9 protein-coding genes are annotated in these 15,153 nt (G+C 64.2%); 3 read left to right on the top strand and 6 right to left on the bottom strand.

The genetic code is table 11. The annotated features are described in order from the left end of the window. Positions 1 to 6: 6 nt before the first annotated feature. Together oadA and P8014_RS00555 are read left to right on the top strand one after the other, a co-directional pair. Entirely contained in the window at positions 7 to 1,827 is a 1,821-nt protein-coding gene (oadA, locus tag P8014_RS00560; protein ID WP_337815354.1) for a sodium-extruding oxaloacetate decarboxylase subunit alpha, read from the top strand. Continuing rightward, positions 1,827 to 2,417: a Maf family nucleotide pyrophosphatase gene (locus P8014_RS00555; protein WP_337815353.1), complete on the top strand. Its 591-nt coding sequence runs from the start codon at positions 1,827 to 1,829 to the stop codon at positions 2,415 to 2,417. The genes oadA and P8014_RS00555 overlap by 1 nt, the downstream gene beginning before the upstream one ends. A 1,190-nt stretch (positions 2,418 to 3,607) precedes the next feature. Here P8014_RS00555 and P8014_RS00550 read toward each other — a convergent pair. Genes P8014_RS00550 through P8014_RS00540 form a run of 3 tightly spaced genes read right to left on the bottom strand, consistent with a single transcriptional unit; the run spans position 3,608 to position 6,252 of the window. Next, complete coding sequence (locus P8014_RS00550; protein WP_337815352.1) at positions 3,608 to 4,582, bottom strand: S49 family peptidase; 975 nt, start codon at positions 4,580 to 4,582, stop codon at positions 3,608 to 3,610. Between the two features lie 24 nt (positions 4,583 to 4,606). Then, positions 4,607 to 5,299, bottom strand: a complete 693-nt coding sequence (locus P8014_RS00545) for an HAD-IA family hydrolase (RefSeq protein WP_337815351.1) — start codon at positions 5,297 to 5,299, stop codon at positions 4,607 to 4,609. After that, positions 5,296 to 6,252, bottom strand: coding sequence for an RluA family pseudouridine synthase (locus P8014_RS00540; protein WP_337815350.1), 957 nt, complete (start codon positions 6,250 to 6,252; stop codon positions 5,296 to 5,298). Before P8014_RS00540 ends, P8014_RS00545 begins: the two co-directional genes overlap by 4 nt. 564 nt (positions 6,253 to 6,816) lie before the next feature. Here P8014_RS00540 and P8014_RS00535 point away from each other — a divergent pair. Continuing rightward, positions 6,817 to 10,038 (top strand): Rne/Rng family ribonuclease, encoded by a 3,222-nt coding sequence (locus P8014_RS00535; RefSeq protein ID WP_337815349.1) that lies wholly within the window; start codon positions 6,817 to 6,819, stop codon positions 10,036 to 10,038. A 71-nt stretch (positions 10,039 to 10,109) separates the two neighbouring features. Here P8014_RS00535 and P8014_RS00530 read toward each other — a convergent pair whose 3' ends face one another. The 3 genes from P8014_RS00530 to P8014_RS00520 all read right to left on the bottom strand — a co-directional run bounded on the left by P8014_RS00530 (position 10,110) and on the right by P8014_RS00520 (position 15,137). Continuing rightward, positions 10,110 to 10,586 carry a low molecular weight protein-tyrosine-phosphatase gene (locus P8014_RS00530; RefSeq protein ID WP_337815348.1) on the bottom strand — a complete coding sequence of 159 codons (477 nt, stop codon included), beginning with the start codon at positions 10,584 to 10,586 and terminating at the stop codon, positions 10,110 to 10,112. Positions 10,587 to 11,592: 1,006 nt separating this feature from the next. Continuing rightward, the gene (locus P8014_RS00525; RefSeq protein WP_337815347.1) at positions 11,593 to 14,097 is read right to left on the bottom strand and encodes a PBP1A family penicillin-binding protein; all 2,505 of its coding nucleotides are present in this window, start codon (positions 14,095 to 14,097) and stop codon (positions 11,593 to 11,595) included. 146 nt (positions 14,098 to 14,243) lie between these two features. Next, entirely contained in the window at positions 14,244 to 15,137 is an 894-nt protein-coding gene (locus tag P8014_RS00520; protein ID WP_337815346.1) for an EamA family transporter, read from the bottom strand. Positions 15,138 to 15,153: the final 16 nt, after the last annotated feature.

Genomic DNA, 15,153 nt, shown 5'->3' with positions numbered 1-15,153 from the left:
TGAACCATGCCGAAGGTCTACGTTACTGACACTATCCTGCGCGACGCCCACCAGTGCCTGATCGCCACGCGCATGCGCACCACGGACATGCTCCCGGCCTGCGAGCGGCTCGACCGCATGGGCTACTGGTCGCTGGAAGTCTGGGGCGGCGCCACCTTCGACGCCTGCCTGCGCTTTCTCAAGGAAGACCCCTGGGAACGCCTGCGCATGCTGCGCGAGGCTCTGCCCAACACGCGCCTGCAGATGCTGCTGCGCGGGCAGAACCTGCTCGGCTACCGGCACTACTCCGACGACGTGGTGCGCGCCTTCGTGGCCCGCAGCGCCGCCAACGGCATGGACGTGTTCCGCATCTTCGACGCGCTCAACGACCTGCGCAATCTGCGCACCTCGATCGACTCGGTCAAGGAGGCCGGCAAGCACGCCCAAGGCACCATCAGCTACACCGTCAGCCCGCTGCACACCATCGATCAGTTCGTGCGCCAAGCCGAGGAACTGCAGGCCATGGGCTGCGACAGCGTCGTGGTCAAGGACATGGCCGGCCTGCTGACGCCGATGGTCAGCGCCGACTTGTTCGCCGCGCTGTCCGAGGCCGTCGACCTGCCGCTGCACCTGCACATCCACGCCACCTCCGGCCAGGCCGGGATGTGTCAGCTCAAGGCGATCGAAAACGGCTGCCGCCACATCGACACCGCGATCTCATCCTTCGCCGGCGGCGCCAGCCACGCCCCGACCGAAGCCATGATCGCCGCCCTGCGCGGCACGGACTACGACACCGGGCTCAATCTCGAACTGGCCCAGGAAATCGGCTTCTACTTCCACGAAATACGCAAGAAATACCATCAGTTCGAAAGCGAGTTCACCGGCGTCGACACCCGCGTGCAAAGCAATCAGGTACCCGGCGGCATGATCTCCAACCTGGTCAACCAGTTGCGCGAACAGGGCGCGCTGGAACGCCTCAACGAAGTGTTCGCCGAAATTCCCCGGGTGCGCGAAGACCTCGGCTTTCCGCCCCTGGTCACACCCTCCTCGCAGATCGTCGGCACGCAGGCGGTGCTCAACGTCATCACCGGCAAGCGCTACAAGACCATCACCAACGAGGTCAAGGCCTATCTGCAGGGGCGCTACGGCCGCCCGCCCGGGCGCATCAACCCGGTCGTGCAGCGCAGGGCCATCGGCGACCACAAGCCGATCGACGTGCGTCCCGCCGACCTACTGCCACCGGAAATGGACAACCTGCGCAAGCAAGCCGGCGACTTGGCCAAAAGCGAGGAAGACGTGCTCAGCTTCGCCATGTTCCCCGAGATCGGCGGTGAGTTCCTCAAAGCGCGCCAGGAAGGCAACCTCGTGCCCGAACCACTCGAACCAGTAGGCGGCAACGGCACGCCCGAACACGCGCCGGTCGAATTCAACGCCACCCTGCACGGCGAGACCTACCATATAAAGGTCACCGGCAGCGGCCATCGCCGCGAGGACACCCGACCGTTCTACGTCACCGTCGACGGCATTCCCGAAGAGATCATGCTCGACATCCTCGACGAGACCGAGCCCGAGGTCGGCGGTGCGGCACCGGCGCGCAAGGCCGCCGCCGGCAGCAAGCGCCCGCGCGCCACCCGCCCCGGCCAGGTCACCACCACCATGCCCGGCACGGTCATCGACGTGCTCGTGAAACAGGGCCAGACGGTCAAGGCCGGCGACCCGGTTCTGGTCATCGAGGCGATGAAGATGGAGACCGAGATCCAGGCGACGATCGGCGGCACCGTCGGCGAGGTCTACGTGGCCAAGGGCGACACCGTTAATCCCGACGAAACCCTGGTAGAAATCGCCTGATGAGAGCCCTGGTACTCGCTTCCTCCTCGCGCTACCGGCGCGAGCTGCTCGCCCGTTTGCACCTGCCGTTCGTCAGCGATTCGCCCGACATCGACGAAACCCCGCTGGACGGCGAGGATCCGCTGGCCATGGTGCGGCGCCTGTCCTGCGCCAAGGCCGCCGCCCTGCGCGGCGCGCATCCGGACGCGTTGATCATCGGCTCCGACCAGTGCGCCGTGCTGGACGGGCGCATCATCGGCAAGCCCGGCGACCACGCCACGGCGGTCGCGCAGCTGCGCGCCTCATCGGGGCGGTCGATGATGGTGCACACCGGGCTGTGTCTGCTCGACACCGCCAGCGGCGACACGCAGGTCGACGTGGTCAGTTACGACATTCTGTTCCGCGAACTCGACGACGCCGAGATCGAGGCCTACCTCCGCCTCGAACAGCCCTACGACTGCGCCGGCAGCGTCAAGTCCGAGGGGCTTGGCGTCAGCCTGCTGGAGCACATGCGCGGCGACGATCCCAGTGCGCTAGTCGGGCTGCCGTTGATTCGGCTTGGCGCCATGTTACGGCAGGCGGGTTTGGCTGTGCCGCCTGCGGAGGGGTAGCTCGGACGGGCATGTTTTGTTGTGTAGCTCCGTGGTTGCGCATGTCTCGGAACGCTGGGGTTGGTTTCGGGCGCGAATCAGCGCTTCCAGTTTTGATCTTACTTGGATGACGCGCCCGAGCCTCTTTGTTCAGCGCATCCCTGCGCTTCACCCCTTCGGGGCTGACGCGAAAAATCGCTCCCGGCGATTTTTTCATTGCATGCCCAAAGAAAGAGGCGAAAGAAAGGCACCCGAAAGTCCTTGACCCTGACGGGCAAACCTCGAGCGCACACCCCGCCACGGGGCACCGCAGCCATTCGCATCCCTGCGAAAGGCTGCTCGGGCGGCCTCCCTGCCGCCCGACCCCGCGCCGGGGCACACGCTCGAGGCAAGGCCTAACGGGAATCGGGGAGTCAAAACAGAACGCCTCCCAAACGCTTGGGCTACGTATTCGGCGATCGAAGCGTAGGTTGGGGTAAGCGAAGCGCACCCCAACGCGGGCAGTGCAGATCATGTTGGGGTTCGTTGCACTCACCCCAACCTACGGCAGCCGTGTTTTGACGTTGAGTCCCCCCCTGATCGCTTGCCTCGCGAACGTGCGCCTGGGCGGGGATGGCCGGCAGGACGCCGGCCAAGCAGCCCTTCGCAGGAGGCGAATGGCTGCGAGCCCCGTTCAGGGGTGCGTTCGCGGGGTTGCCCGTCAGGGACAAGCACAGCACTCTGCACCTGTGCCATTCGCGACTGCAGTGGGCTGGTGTGTGTTCAGGGCAAGGCGCGGTGCGAAGGCAATGGTCCGAGCCCTTGGCAAGCGCCGCAACGCAGCCATGGGCGCACACCAGCCCACCCGAAGGGCGACTCCAGGCTGTCCCGCCCCGGTGGTGCGCCGCTGGTGAAGGCAATGAGCCTTCCCTGCGCGACGCGCCTTGTGGCAAGGCAGCCTGGAGGCGCTGCAGCCGTGAATGGCACAGGCGCAGAGTGCTTTGGGGGCGCGTTTCTTTTGCCTCTTTCTTTGCGCGGTCAAAGAAAGAGGCTCGGGCGCATCACCTCGATCAATCTGAGCCCTATACCTCGAATCGCGCCCGAAACGAGCCCCAGCGGCCAGCAAGTGCGACTCTTTCTCTCGCTCAAAGTCGAGAAACCCGCCGCTAATTCGCGCCCGAAACCAGCTCCAATACTTTCAAAGGATGCGTAAGGTCCACCAACCGCCCCCCCTACTGCAAACCAAAACTCAACTTCTCCTGCAGCGTCAAAAGCGCATTCGCCACCGACGTCCCAAGCCCCTGCGAAAAACGCTCGAACAGATCGCGACGCGGCGTATAGTCGACCACCCTCGGCGCCTTGATCACGCTGCGCGCCACGTAGCGGACGCTGCCGAAACCGTCCGCCAGACCCAGCCGTCGGGCTTCCTCGCCGGTCCAGAAATAACCCGAAAACAGCGTCGGGTCGTTGGCCAGACGCTTGCCGCGCCCACGCTTGACCGCATCGATGAATTGGGTGTGCACCTGATCGAGCAGTTTCTGCAGATGCGCCTTTTCCTCAGGCTTGACCGGCTCGAACGGATCCAACCCCGCCTTGTGCTCGCCAGCGGTCATCAGACGCCGGGTCACGCCAAGCTTCTTCATCGCGTCGACGAAACCGAAACCATCCATGCGCACCCCGATCGAACCGACGATACTGGCGGGATTGACGTAGATGTCCCTGGCGCCCACAGCAGCGTAGTAGCCGCCCGACGCGCAGACGTCGCTACACACAGCGTACAGCGGGATTTTCGGATACGCCTTGCGCAAGCGCAGCATCTCGCGATTGATTTCATCGGCCTGCACGGGACTGCCGCCGGGACTGTTGATGTACAGCACGACACCTTCCGTACCCTTGGCCTTGAAGGCCGCGCGCAGACCGCGCCCGACCACCGCAGCGTCGGCCTGGGTACCCGGCGCGATCACCCCTTCGAGCCGTACCACCGCCGTATGCGGCCCCTCCGCATCGGCGATGTGACCGATACCCAGTGACAGCACACGCAGCACGATCAGCGCGAAAATGCCGAGCCCTACGAAACGAAAGAATATGCTCCAGCGCCGCGCACGCCGCTGCTCGACCAGGCCGGCATAGGCAAGACGTGTCAGCACCTCTCGCTCCCAACCGTGCTCCCTCTCCCCGGCACTTTCGACCTTCGGTTCCTCAGCCATGACCATCCCCCCTCGCGATACGGCCTACGAATGTGTAGCCGGCCGCTCCTGGCGGCGGCGCTCATGATCGAACAACCAATCCGGCAAAGCATCAATACGCTCCAGAATGGCCAGCGGCCGCCACTGCACCAACGCTTCGGGAGAATGCGCCCCGTAGCTGACGCCGAGCGAGTCAACTCCGGCATTGTGGGCCATCTCGAGATCGTAAGTGGTGTCGCCGATCATCAGGGCCTGCACCGGCTCGACGCCGGTAAACTCCAGAATCTGTTCGAGCATGGCCGGATGCGGCTTCGAGAACGCCTCGTCGGCGCAGCGGGTGACGTGGAACCGGCTCTCGAGACCGGCCTGGGCCAACACGCGATCCAAGCCGGAGCGCCCCTTGCCGGTGGCCACGGCGAGCATATAGCCGTCCCGTTCCAGTACGTCGAGGACATCATGTGCCCCGTCGAACATCGTCTGCAGTGCCTCTCCATCGCTCAGAAACCGCTCGCGGTAGGCCTCCGTGAAACGCTCGACAAAAGCCCCTTCGGCTTCCGGATACAAGCTGCCTATCGCCTTGTCCAGCGCCAGACCGATGATGTGGCGCACGGTATCGTCCTCCCGCGGCGCCGCACCCACGTCGCGCGCCGCACCCTGCATACAGGCCACGATTCGCGCATGGGAATCCATCAAGGTCCCGTCCCAGTCGAAAATCAGCAGTTCATAGGGTTTGGTCATGAAAGTCTGTCCAGGTAAGCCTGCAGATCATGTGGAAGCGGGGCCTCGAAGCGATGCCGGCGGCCGGAATCGGGCAGCTGGAACTCGAGCCTGGCGGCATGCAGGAACTGCCGCTTCAAACCGAGTTCGCGCGCCGCGCGGTTGGCCGCGAAATCGCCGTACTTCTTGTCGCCCACCACCGGATGGCCCAGACTCGCGGCATGCACGCGGATCTGATGCGTTCGGCCGGTGCCGATATCGACGGACGCCAGCGTATGCTCGCGCAAACGCCGAACAGGACGAAAGCGGCTGAGCGCATCGCTGCCTTCCTCCTCGGCCACTTCGACCAGCCGCTCGTTGCCCCGCCGGCCGGTACGCGCTAGCGGCGCGTCCACCGTACGCACCCCGCCCTGCCAGCGGCCGTACAGCAACGCCAGATACTCCTTGCGCATGCCGCCTCCGCGCAGCAAGGCGTGCAGCTGCGTGAGCATCCTGCGCGACTTGGCCAGCACCAACACCCCGCTGGTCTCGCGATCAAGGCGGTGCGCCAGCTCCAGGAAAGGCGTGTGCGGACGCAACTCGCGCAGGGCCTCGATCACCCCGAAACGCAGACCGCTGCCGCCATGCACGGCCAGCCCGGCCGGCTTGTTGATCACCAGCAACTCGGCATCCTCGTAGAGGACGGCCGCATCCAGCTCGGCGCCGAGCGCTTGCGGAATGGCGCTTACCGGAGCCGGCTGCGCAACCCGCAGCGGAGGGATGCGAACCTGATCGCCCAACTCCAGCCGGTAGGTCGGCTTGGCGCGGCCGCGGTTCACCCGCACCTCGCCCTTGCGCACGATGCGATACACCAGGCTGCGGGTGACGCCCTTCAATTCGCCGAGCAGAAAGTTGTCCAGGCGCTGCCCTGCGTGCCCGGCATCGATTTCCACGAAACGGACCGGCATCGACTCCGGCTGGGAAGAGGTCTTCATGGGCGCGATCATAACAAACGCCGGTGACGCTTACGCGTCAGCCGAAAGCGCCTCGGACCGGCCTGCCGTAACCGGGCGCATATAACGCTTTGATGCGGCGTCACAAGCTTGCTATATTGTCCGAACAGGGAAAATAGGTGAGACTCAATAACCAACACCCTGTAAATGCAGTGATTTTCCTGTGCCCGGTCTTGACCGGACACACTTTGCATTCGACCGGGAGCGTTCCCGGCCCGGCAACAAAACAGGATATACAGGTACCGCACGTCTTGCTCAGGCACTCCTCCAGCCAGGCCCACATCCAGCGCCGCCACCATTACCGTGCGGCTTTCGCGGACATGTGGCACCGCACGCGCTGCCGAAGGTCGCCTCTGAGCCGAACGTCCCGCGGAACATCGACCCTACGGGACCCGCTAGGTCCGCTGCAGCGCATGGGCTTGTTGGAAGCCTGGCTGCAACTGCGTCTCGCCGAGTTCATCGCCGCCGGCGCCATTGCGCCGAGCGCGGGCTCGCCGCGCAGCGCGCCTGGACCGGGCGGGCCCTTACCCAGAGAACACAAATTAAATGAAACGTATCCTCATCAACGCCACCCAGCCCGAAGAGCTGCGCGTGGCCATGGTCGACGGCCAGCGGCTGTACGACCTCGACATCGAAGTCCCGGCGCGCGAGCAGAAAAAGGCCAACGTCTATAAGGGTGTCATCACCCGGGTCGAACCTAGCCTGGAAGCCGCCTTCGTCAACTACGGCGCCGAACGCCACGGTTTTCTGCCGTTCAAGGAAGTCGCCCAGGAATTCTATGCCGAATCCGTGCGCGACTCGGACTCCCGTCCCAGCATCAAGGAAGCCCTGCGCGAAGGCCAGGAAGTCCTGGTCCAGGTCGAAAAGGAAGAACGCGGTACCAAGGGCGCCGCGCTGACCACCTACGTCAGTCTGGCCGGCCGCTATCTGGTGCTCATGCCCAACAACCCGCGCGCCGGCGGCGTGTCGCGCCGCATCGAAGGCGACGACCGCAGCGAACTGCGCGAGGCGATGAGCGAGCTGGTCGTTCCCGAGAGCATGGGCCTGATCGCCCGTACCGCGGGCGTCGGCCGAAACGCCGAGGAATTGCAGTGGGATCTCGACTACCTCACCACCTTGTGGGAGGCGATACGCGCTGCCACCGCCGAACGCAAGGCGCCAGCGCTGATCTATCAGGAAAGCAACGTCATCATCCGTGCCCTGCGCGATCATTTCCGCAACGACATCTCCGAAATCATCATCGACGACGAGACGGTCTACGGCCAGGCGCTGGACTTCGTCAATCAGGTCATGCCGCACAACGCGCGCAAGCTCAAGCGCTACGAAGACCGCGTGCCGCTGTTCAACCGCTATCAGATCGAGAACCAGATCGAAAGCGCCTTCCAGCGCGAAGTGCAGCTTCCCTCCGGTGGCGCCATCGTCATCGACCATACCGAAGCGCTGATCTCCATCGACGTCAACTCGGCCCGCTCCACAAAGGGCGGAGACATCGAGGAAACCGCCCTCAACACCAACTTGGAAGCTGCCGACGAGGTCGCCCGCCAGCTGCGCCTGCGCGATCTCGGCGGACTGATCGTCATCGATTTCATCGACATGGCGCCCAGTAAGCACCAGCGCGAGGTGGAAAACCGCCTGCGCGACGCACTCAAGCTCGACCGTGCCCGCGTGCAGGTCGGACGCATCTCGCGTTTCGGCTTGCTGGAAATGTCCCGCCAGCGCCTACGGCCCTCGCTGGGCGAATCCAGCCAGATCGTCTGCCCGCGCTGCAGCGGCCAGGGCACGATTCGCGGCACCGAGTCGCTGGCGCTGTCCATGCTGCGCCTGATCGAGGAAGAGGCCATCAAGGACCGCACCGGCGAAGTGATCGTCAAGGTTCCGGTCGACGTCGCCACCTTCCTGCTCAACGAAAAACGCAGCGTGCTGTTCGAAATCGAGGAACGCCATAAGGTCCGCGCGGTGATCGTGCCCAGCCAGACGCTGGAAACGCCACATTTCGAAGTCATCCGGGTACGCGAGGACGCTGCATCGCAGGCCCCTGCCGAAGCCAGCTACCAGTTGGCGCCGGTGCCCGAAGACCCCGAAATCCGTCAGCCACGGCCTAAGGAAGCCGACCCCGCCGTGGCTGCGATCAGCGTCACCGCGCCGCCGCCCCCGCCGCATCGGGAAACGCCTCCCGCGAAACAAACGGCAACCGGCGAAGACGCTGTGAAGCCAGGCTTGATCACCCGCATCTGGCACAGCCTCTTCGCCCCAATGCCACCCGCTGCGGAACCTGAAGCCCCTCCTGCCGCCAAGCCCAAACGCCCTGCGCGTCAGAACAAGGAAGACGGTCAGAGCGAGCGCACCCGACGCACGCGCGGCGGCCAGTCCCGCGGTGATGGCGAAAAACCCCGCGAAGAACGTGAACGCCGCACGGCCGAAGCTTCGTCCAAGCCAAGAAACGCGCGCAACGGCAAAGCGAAGACCGAAGAGACCTCCGGCGCCAAGACCGAGAGTGAACAGCCGAAGCAGACCTCGGCACTGCCCCCAGTCCCCGGCGACGAAAACTCCGAAGAGAGCGGCACTTCGCGCTCGCGGCGCCGCCGCTCCGGCCGCCGTCGTGGCCGCAGCCGCGAAAACGCCGAGCAAACGGACGCCGAAAGCAGCGGCAGCGACAACGCCGAATCGGCTGCCGGCGGTACCGACGCTCCGCAAAGCGAGCCGGGGGATACCACGCCAACCGCCGTTGGAACCGGCGAAGACGCCACCTCCTCACGCAGCAGCCGCTCACGCCGGGGACGCCGCGGCGGCGCACGGCGCAACAACAACGGCTCGAGCGCGGACAGAGCGAACGACACGGCTCAGGCCGATACTGGCAAGCCCCGCGACGAAGCCGGCGTGAAACAGCAGCAACCTGCAGCGGCAGAGGCAGAGGCAGAGGCTTCTGACAGCGCAAAACCCCGCTCCGAAGACACGCCAAGGCAGCAGGAAGAATCTCCGGCCCAGCGCCCGGCCACCGCGCAGACGGAAACGACAACGGCCAAGCGATCCGAATCCCAAGTCGCCGGCGACACTGTAACGCCCAAGACGGCAAACGCGGACAGTCGGCCGCAGGAAGCCGTGAACAAGGCTCCTGCCGAAAAGGCAACCAAGTCCGCCGACACTGCGGCAGCTCGCGAGTCCGCGCCGGAAGAGAATAAGACCCCCGCCGTCGCTTCGGACCAAGCTCTCGCATCGAAGCATCCCCGGCCGGCAGTTGCTCCGGAGGCAACGCCCACGAGCAACGCCCGGCCCTCCGGCGAGCCGCCGAAGCAGGCGGTCGAAAAACCACGCCCCGAGCGCAGTACGGTAGAAGCCGGCAAGCCGGCGGCCGAACCGGGCGCAGCGCCCAAGGGCGGCGCTCTGCCTCCCGCCGAATCGCCGCGCCAGGCGATCGAAAAACCTCGTTCCCAGCACGGCACGACGGAAACCGGCAAGCCGGCAGTTGAGCCGGATCCCACACCCAAAAGCAGCACGCAGCAGCCTTCCGCTGAACCACCGGCTGCAAAGCCCGCTCCTCAGCGCAGCGTGACGGAAGCAGACAAGCCGGCGACTGCTCCGGAAACACGCAAGCCGGATGCCGGCCCAAGCACTGTACAGTCCACTGTAGAGAAGGAGAACGCGCAGCAGCGTTCGGTGGTCGAAGCGGCGGTTGAGAAAACCCGGAGCACGCCGGCGGCGGACGCCCCTGCTGTCGCCCCCAAACCTCAGGACCCGACTGCGCGAAGCAAGGAGCCGGTCGACGGCTGACACAGCTTCTGCCTCCGAGTGATCAGGCGTGGCCGTGTCTGCACGGCCACGCCCTCCACTGGAAGACTCTCTCAGATCGAGTGCTGCCTGCGAATGCTCTGCAGCAGGCCGTTTGCAGCCTCCTCCACCAGATCGAGCACCCGCTCGAAACCGGTTTCACCGCCATAGTACGGATCCGGCACCTCGTCCATACCAACCGCCCCCGCATAGCTCATGAACAGCACGGGCGGTGTTCCCTCGTCCGGCATACGCTCCTGCAACTCGGCCAGATTGGAGTGGTCCATCGCAAGGATGTAGTGGTAGAGGGCAAAATCCTCGCTGGCGACGCGCCGCGCACGCTGACCGGACAGATCAAGGCCACGCCGGGCCGCTGCCGCCTGCATGCGCGCATCCGGCACCTCGCCAACGTGATAAGCGTGAGTCCCTGCCGAATCCACCTCGATGATATGTTCCAGGCCCTGCTCGGCCAACAGGTGCTCGAACATGCCCTGCGCGGCCGGAGAACGGCAGATATTGCCCATGCACACGAACAGTACTTTGATTTTCATCGTCAGATCGAAACCTTCCGCTCACTAAAGAATTACTAACCGAAACCGGCATGCACCGCATGCGGTCATGGCCTCAAGTATGCACTTTCGACACCTGTTTCGTCTGAAGTAAACCGGTGTCCACCGTGTCCAAATCGTCCCTACCTTCAATCACCTTCGCGCAAGACGTCACAGCAGTACACTTGAGATTCGACCGCATGGAGCCACGCCGTCCAGGTCCGCACCGGGATGGAAGGCCGTGCAGCCATTGAGGCCGAGCGAGTACGCCGGCTCGTAAAGTGCGCTGAATTCCTCGAACGGCATCTCCGCGGGCACATTCATGGTCTTCGAAAAAGCGTTGTCGGCGTAAGGACGCAACAACCGCCCGCATGGCCAGATGCGCCCCCTGGGAAAGCTCCAACGCGGTCACCAGACTTTCTCATCCTGGTGCGTGCGGCGCCACGGCCCACAGGCCCAGCCCACCAGGCTCAATTCGCGCTCCCTGCCAGCGCCGATGGTCAGGCGTCGACGCTGATCAATGGCGAAGATGGGTTCGATTCCGCTGGAAACATTGCCGGCCGGCAGACTGATGAGCCTGCCGGCACAATCACCCGACAGTGACTACGGCGTATGCCAGGCGGCGATGTCTTTGCGAATGTCCCGCGGCAGGCAGGCAACGAACGGTCCGCCCAGATACGCCTCGGCGACGAAATTCGGGACGCCCCCTTCTCGCCCACCAGAGCCGCTGAAGCGCGGTAGGCCGCGTGGCCGACGACGTGGATGGTCCGGCAGCCTGGTCGCGTACGGCCTGCGAGCCTTAGTGCATCCCGGCAAGCAGCAGCGCGTCGGCAAGGCCGGTCAGACCGAGTCCGATACGCCGACTGGGATGAAGCGGGCTATGTCCATCGCGTACTCCCCCGAAAACCATTGAACCTGCTCGTTCAAATGTACTGCAGCACGCTAACACTGATGCCGCCGCGGCAACACGGCAACACATCGCAGCGAGCACTGCACCTGGCGTGATGCGCTATTTTTTCACGCTTGGTAACGGCGCGGTCGAGTACTGCAGCAGGAAGGGCATGGGCACAACGCTCGGGGCTCTCGACATCAGTGTGGAGTTGGAAGGCAGCATCGGGGATTTCGCCGGCGGCAGGAAACCGGCCAGAAAGTCGAAAACCTTGCCACCGCTGTCGCTCAGCAAACCCGTCTTGGGGTCGACCGCAGCCTGCACCACATCAGGCGGGCGGAAGAACGGCAGGCTCTGCACGCCTCTCAACGCCTCGTGCATGTAGTGGATCCAGATCGGCAAGGCCTCGCGGGCCCCAGCGGCCCAGCGGCCCATGCCGCGATTGTCGTCGTAGCCCACCCAGACTCCGGTGACCACGTGGCGACCGTAACCGACGAACCAGGCGTTCTTCTGATCGTTGGTAGTGCCGGTCTTGCCGGCAAGGTGATGACTCAGCGAACGCGCCGCCACACCCGTGCCGTCGGAGATCACGCGCTGCAGCATGGTAGTCATCAGATAGGCAACGCCCTCGGTAATCACGGGCTTGGGAGCCATCTGCGACCGGCACAGCTGACAGCCCTTGAGAGACAGCGAATGACCCTGTCCGTCGACCACCTGCGTGACAAAATAGGGATGCGGCAGAAAACCGCCGTTCGAGAACACCGAGTATGCCCTCACCATCTGCAGCGGCGACAGGTCGGCAGCGCCCAACACCAGCGAGGGCACCGCGGGGAGGCGGGATTTCGGCAAACCGAACTGCGTCGCATAGCGAATCGCGTACGGTATTCCCACGTGCATCAGCACTCGCACACTCGGCACGTTGATCGAATCGGCCAGATCCTTCCACAGCGGAATCGGCTTGTTGGAAAAAGTACCCTCGTAGTTGACCGGCTTGTAGACCTTGCCATTGGGCAGTTTGATGCTCAGCGGAGTATCCGCCACCGGCGTCACCGGCGTCATGTAGTCCGTCTTGCCCGCAGCCAGCAGTTCCGGCCCGTCCAGGGCGGCGGCATAGACGAACGGCTTGAACGAAGAACCGGGCTGGCGGAAAGCGTATAAGGCGCGATCGAAGTGGCTCATCTCATAGGAGAAGCCTCCGACCAGGGCGACGATAGCGCCGGTCGAATTCCTCATGCTGACCAGCGCCCCCTGCAGCCGCGGCAACTGGGCCAGCTCCCAGCGCTGCGGACCGGAAGCCTTGTGCCATACCGCCGTGCGCCATGCCTGGGCGTTCGGCGGTCGGCCCGGATCGACGTAGCGGCGCAGCCACACCAGGTCGCCGTGTTTCAGAACCGACGCCGCACCTTTCCCAGGCTTGGAAGCCCAACTCAGCCCGGAAGGCCCCAGCGTTACCGTCTGTACACCTTCCAGGGAAACCTGAACCCGCCCGTTTTTCACCGACTGCACCACCGCCCAGCGCAGATTGGCCGGATCGCGCGTCGGCAACTGGCTTGGCCGTCTGCCTCTCAGCGCCGCCTGTACCTGCTGCTCATCAAGGTGCGCAATCGGGCCCCGATAGGACTGCGGATCGAGGCTATCGAGCCCCATGGTGTAGTTCTCCAGCCCCACGGCAACGGAGCGATCGGCTGCCTTCTGCAGGCGAGGCTCGATCGTGGTGTATACGCGCAGCCCCTGGCGGTAGGTCCGATCCGGGCCGAAACTCGACACCAGCCACTTGGTGATCCACTCGGTTACGTACGGAGCGAGATTGTTGCCCTGCCGATGATAGCTGGCGGTCAGCGGCGCCGCCTCCGCGCGGGAGGCCTGCAACGAGGTGATATAACCGTCGGCCAGCATTCGGCCGATGACGTAGTTGCGACGCCCACGCGCGGCCTTGGGGTTCACCAGCGGACTGAAATATTCAGGTGCCGCCGGCAGCGCCGCTAGCATCGCCATCTGCGCCAGGGACAGCTGATCGACGGCACAACCGTAATAGACCCTGGCCGCGGCGCCGACGCCGTAAGCGCCGTTGCCGAAGTAGATCTTGTTCAGGTAAAGCGTAAGGATCTCGCGCCGGTCGAAATGCTGGGCGATCTTATAGGCCAACAGAATCTCGTGCACCTTGCGGGTGATGGTCTTGCGCGGCGAGAGGTAGAAATTGCGGGCAACCTGCTCGGTGATGGTGCTTGCCCCCTGCACCGGCGCCAGATGGGTAAGGTCGATCCAGGCCGCGCGCAGAATCCCCGGATAGCTGACTGGGAAGTACAGCGGGTTGTGACTCCAGAAATGCGCGTTTTCAGCGGCCACGAAGGCATTGCCGAGCTGCAGCGGCATCTGCCGCAGCGACACCGTATCGTGCAACTCCGGACCTATGGTGGCCAACAGACTGTCATTGGCACCGTAGATCTCCAACGGCAGCGAGGGCCGCCAATGCCGCAACTGCGCAACCGACGGTAGCGAACGCCACTGCAGATACAGCCAGCCGGCCAGCCCGCTCGCACCCGTCAGCCCCAGAATCAGCAAGATCAAAAAGGCTTTGAGCCAGCGGCGGGATTTGCGCGGCGAAGGCGCGGCCTCGTGCTCCATGAACAACTCCGTATAACCCACAACGCACGGACCAGAGCAGTCCGCATCTCGAACCTCAGGCCTTGGACCAGCAAGCGCTCCAGCGGTTCAATGACGTGAGTGCAAACGGAATTACGAGTTAGCAGAATTTGATGCTCACAGACGTATCAAGTACGCAGTCGAGGCCGCCCGGCGATCCACAAGGCGCCGCCCATCAGTGCAACCCCCGCCCACTGCACAGGCGACAAGCGATTGCCGAACACCCAATGGTCAACCAGAATCGCGGTAATCGGATAGATAAACTGCAGAATTGCGATCTGAACTGCCTGCAAATGACGCATCCCCGCGTAGAGCAGTACATAAGCGATTGCCGTCGGTCCAACTCCCAACCCAATCAACCATCCCCATGGTGCGGCGCCGTCCGGCCAGCCATGAAACCACGGCCACCAGGCCAGCAGGATGGCACCGATCGCGCATTGCCAAGCGGCCAGGCCGAATGCGCTCATCGACCTTTGCGTTTTCGCAATCAGGGTCACGGCGGTATAGCTCAGAGACGCGACGAACGCATACCCCAGGCCGTGGAGGTAACGTGTCTGCTCGGCAGAAGCGCTGTGCGTGGCGAGCCCCGTAGTCAACGCCAGCCCGATCAGCGCAGCAAAACCGGCACCGATCCGCACCGGCGACCTTGATTCGCCCCAGAAAATCATGCCGAATGCCATGACCCATAGCGGCTGAACATGGAAGGCGACGGTCGCAATGGCGATCGACGTATCGCCAATCGCAGTGAAGAAACAGGCCCAATTCAAGATCATCAGCCCGCCAGTCAGAATCGCGATGAGAAAACCAGCCGCAGTGAGCCGCAACTCGGAGCCACGCCCAACCAGCAATGCGTAGGAGAACAAGATCAGCGCACCGAAGGCGCAACGAAAGAACACTGCAGTCAGCGGGGATTGGCCGGATTTCTCGACGAACAGACCAACGGTGCCGAGCAGAACGCCGCCGGCGCTCATCAACAAAACGCCCCGCCCTCGATCGGCGGCGCCCTCGCGACCGGAATCCATGGGGCGATCATTATCC

Origin of the sequence: Acidihalobacter sp. (assembly GCF_037381185.1) — a bacterium.
Lineage (GTDB): Bacteria > Pseudomonadota > Gammaproteobacteria > DSM-5130 > Acidihalobacteraceae > Acidihalobacter_A.
Note: the sequence above shows the minus strand (reverse complement) of the source record. Positions and strands in the feature narration are given on the sequence as shown.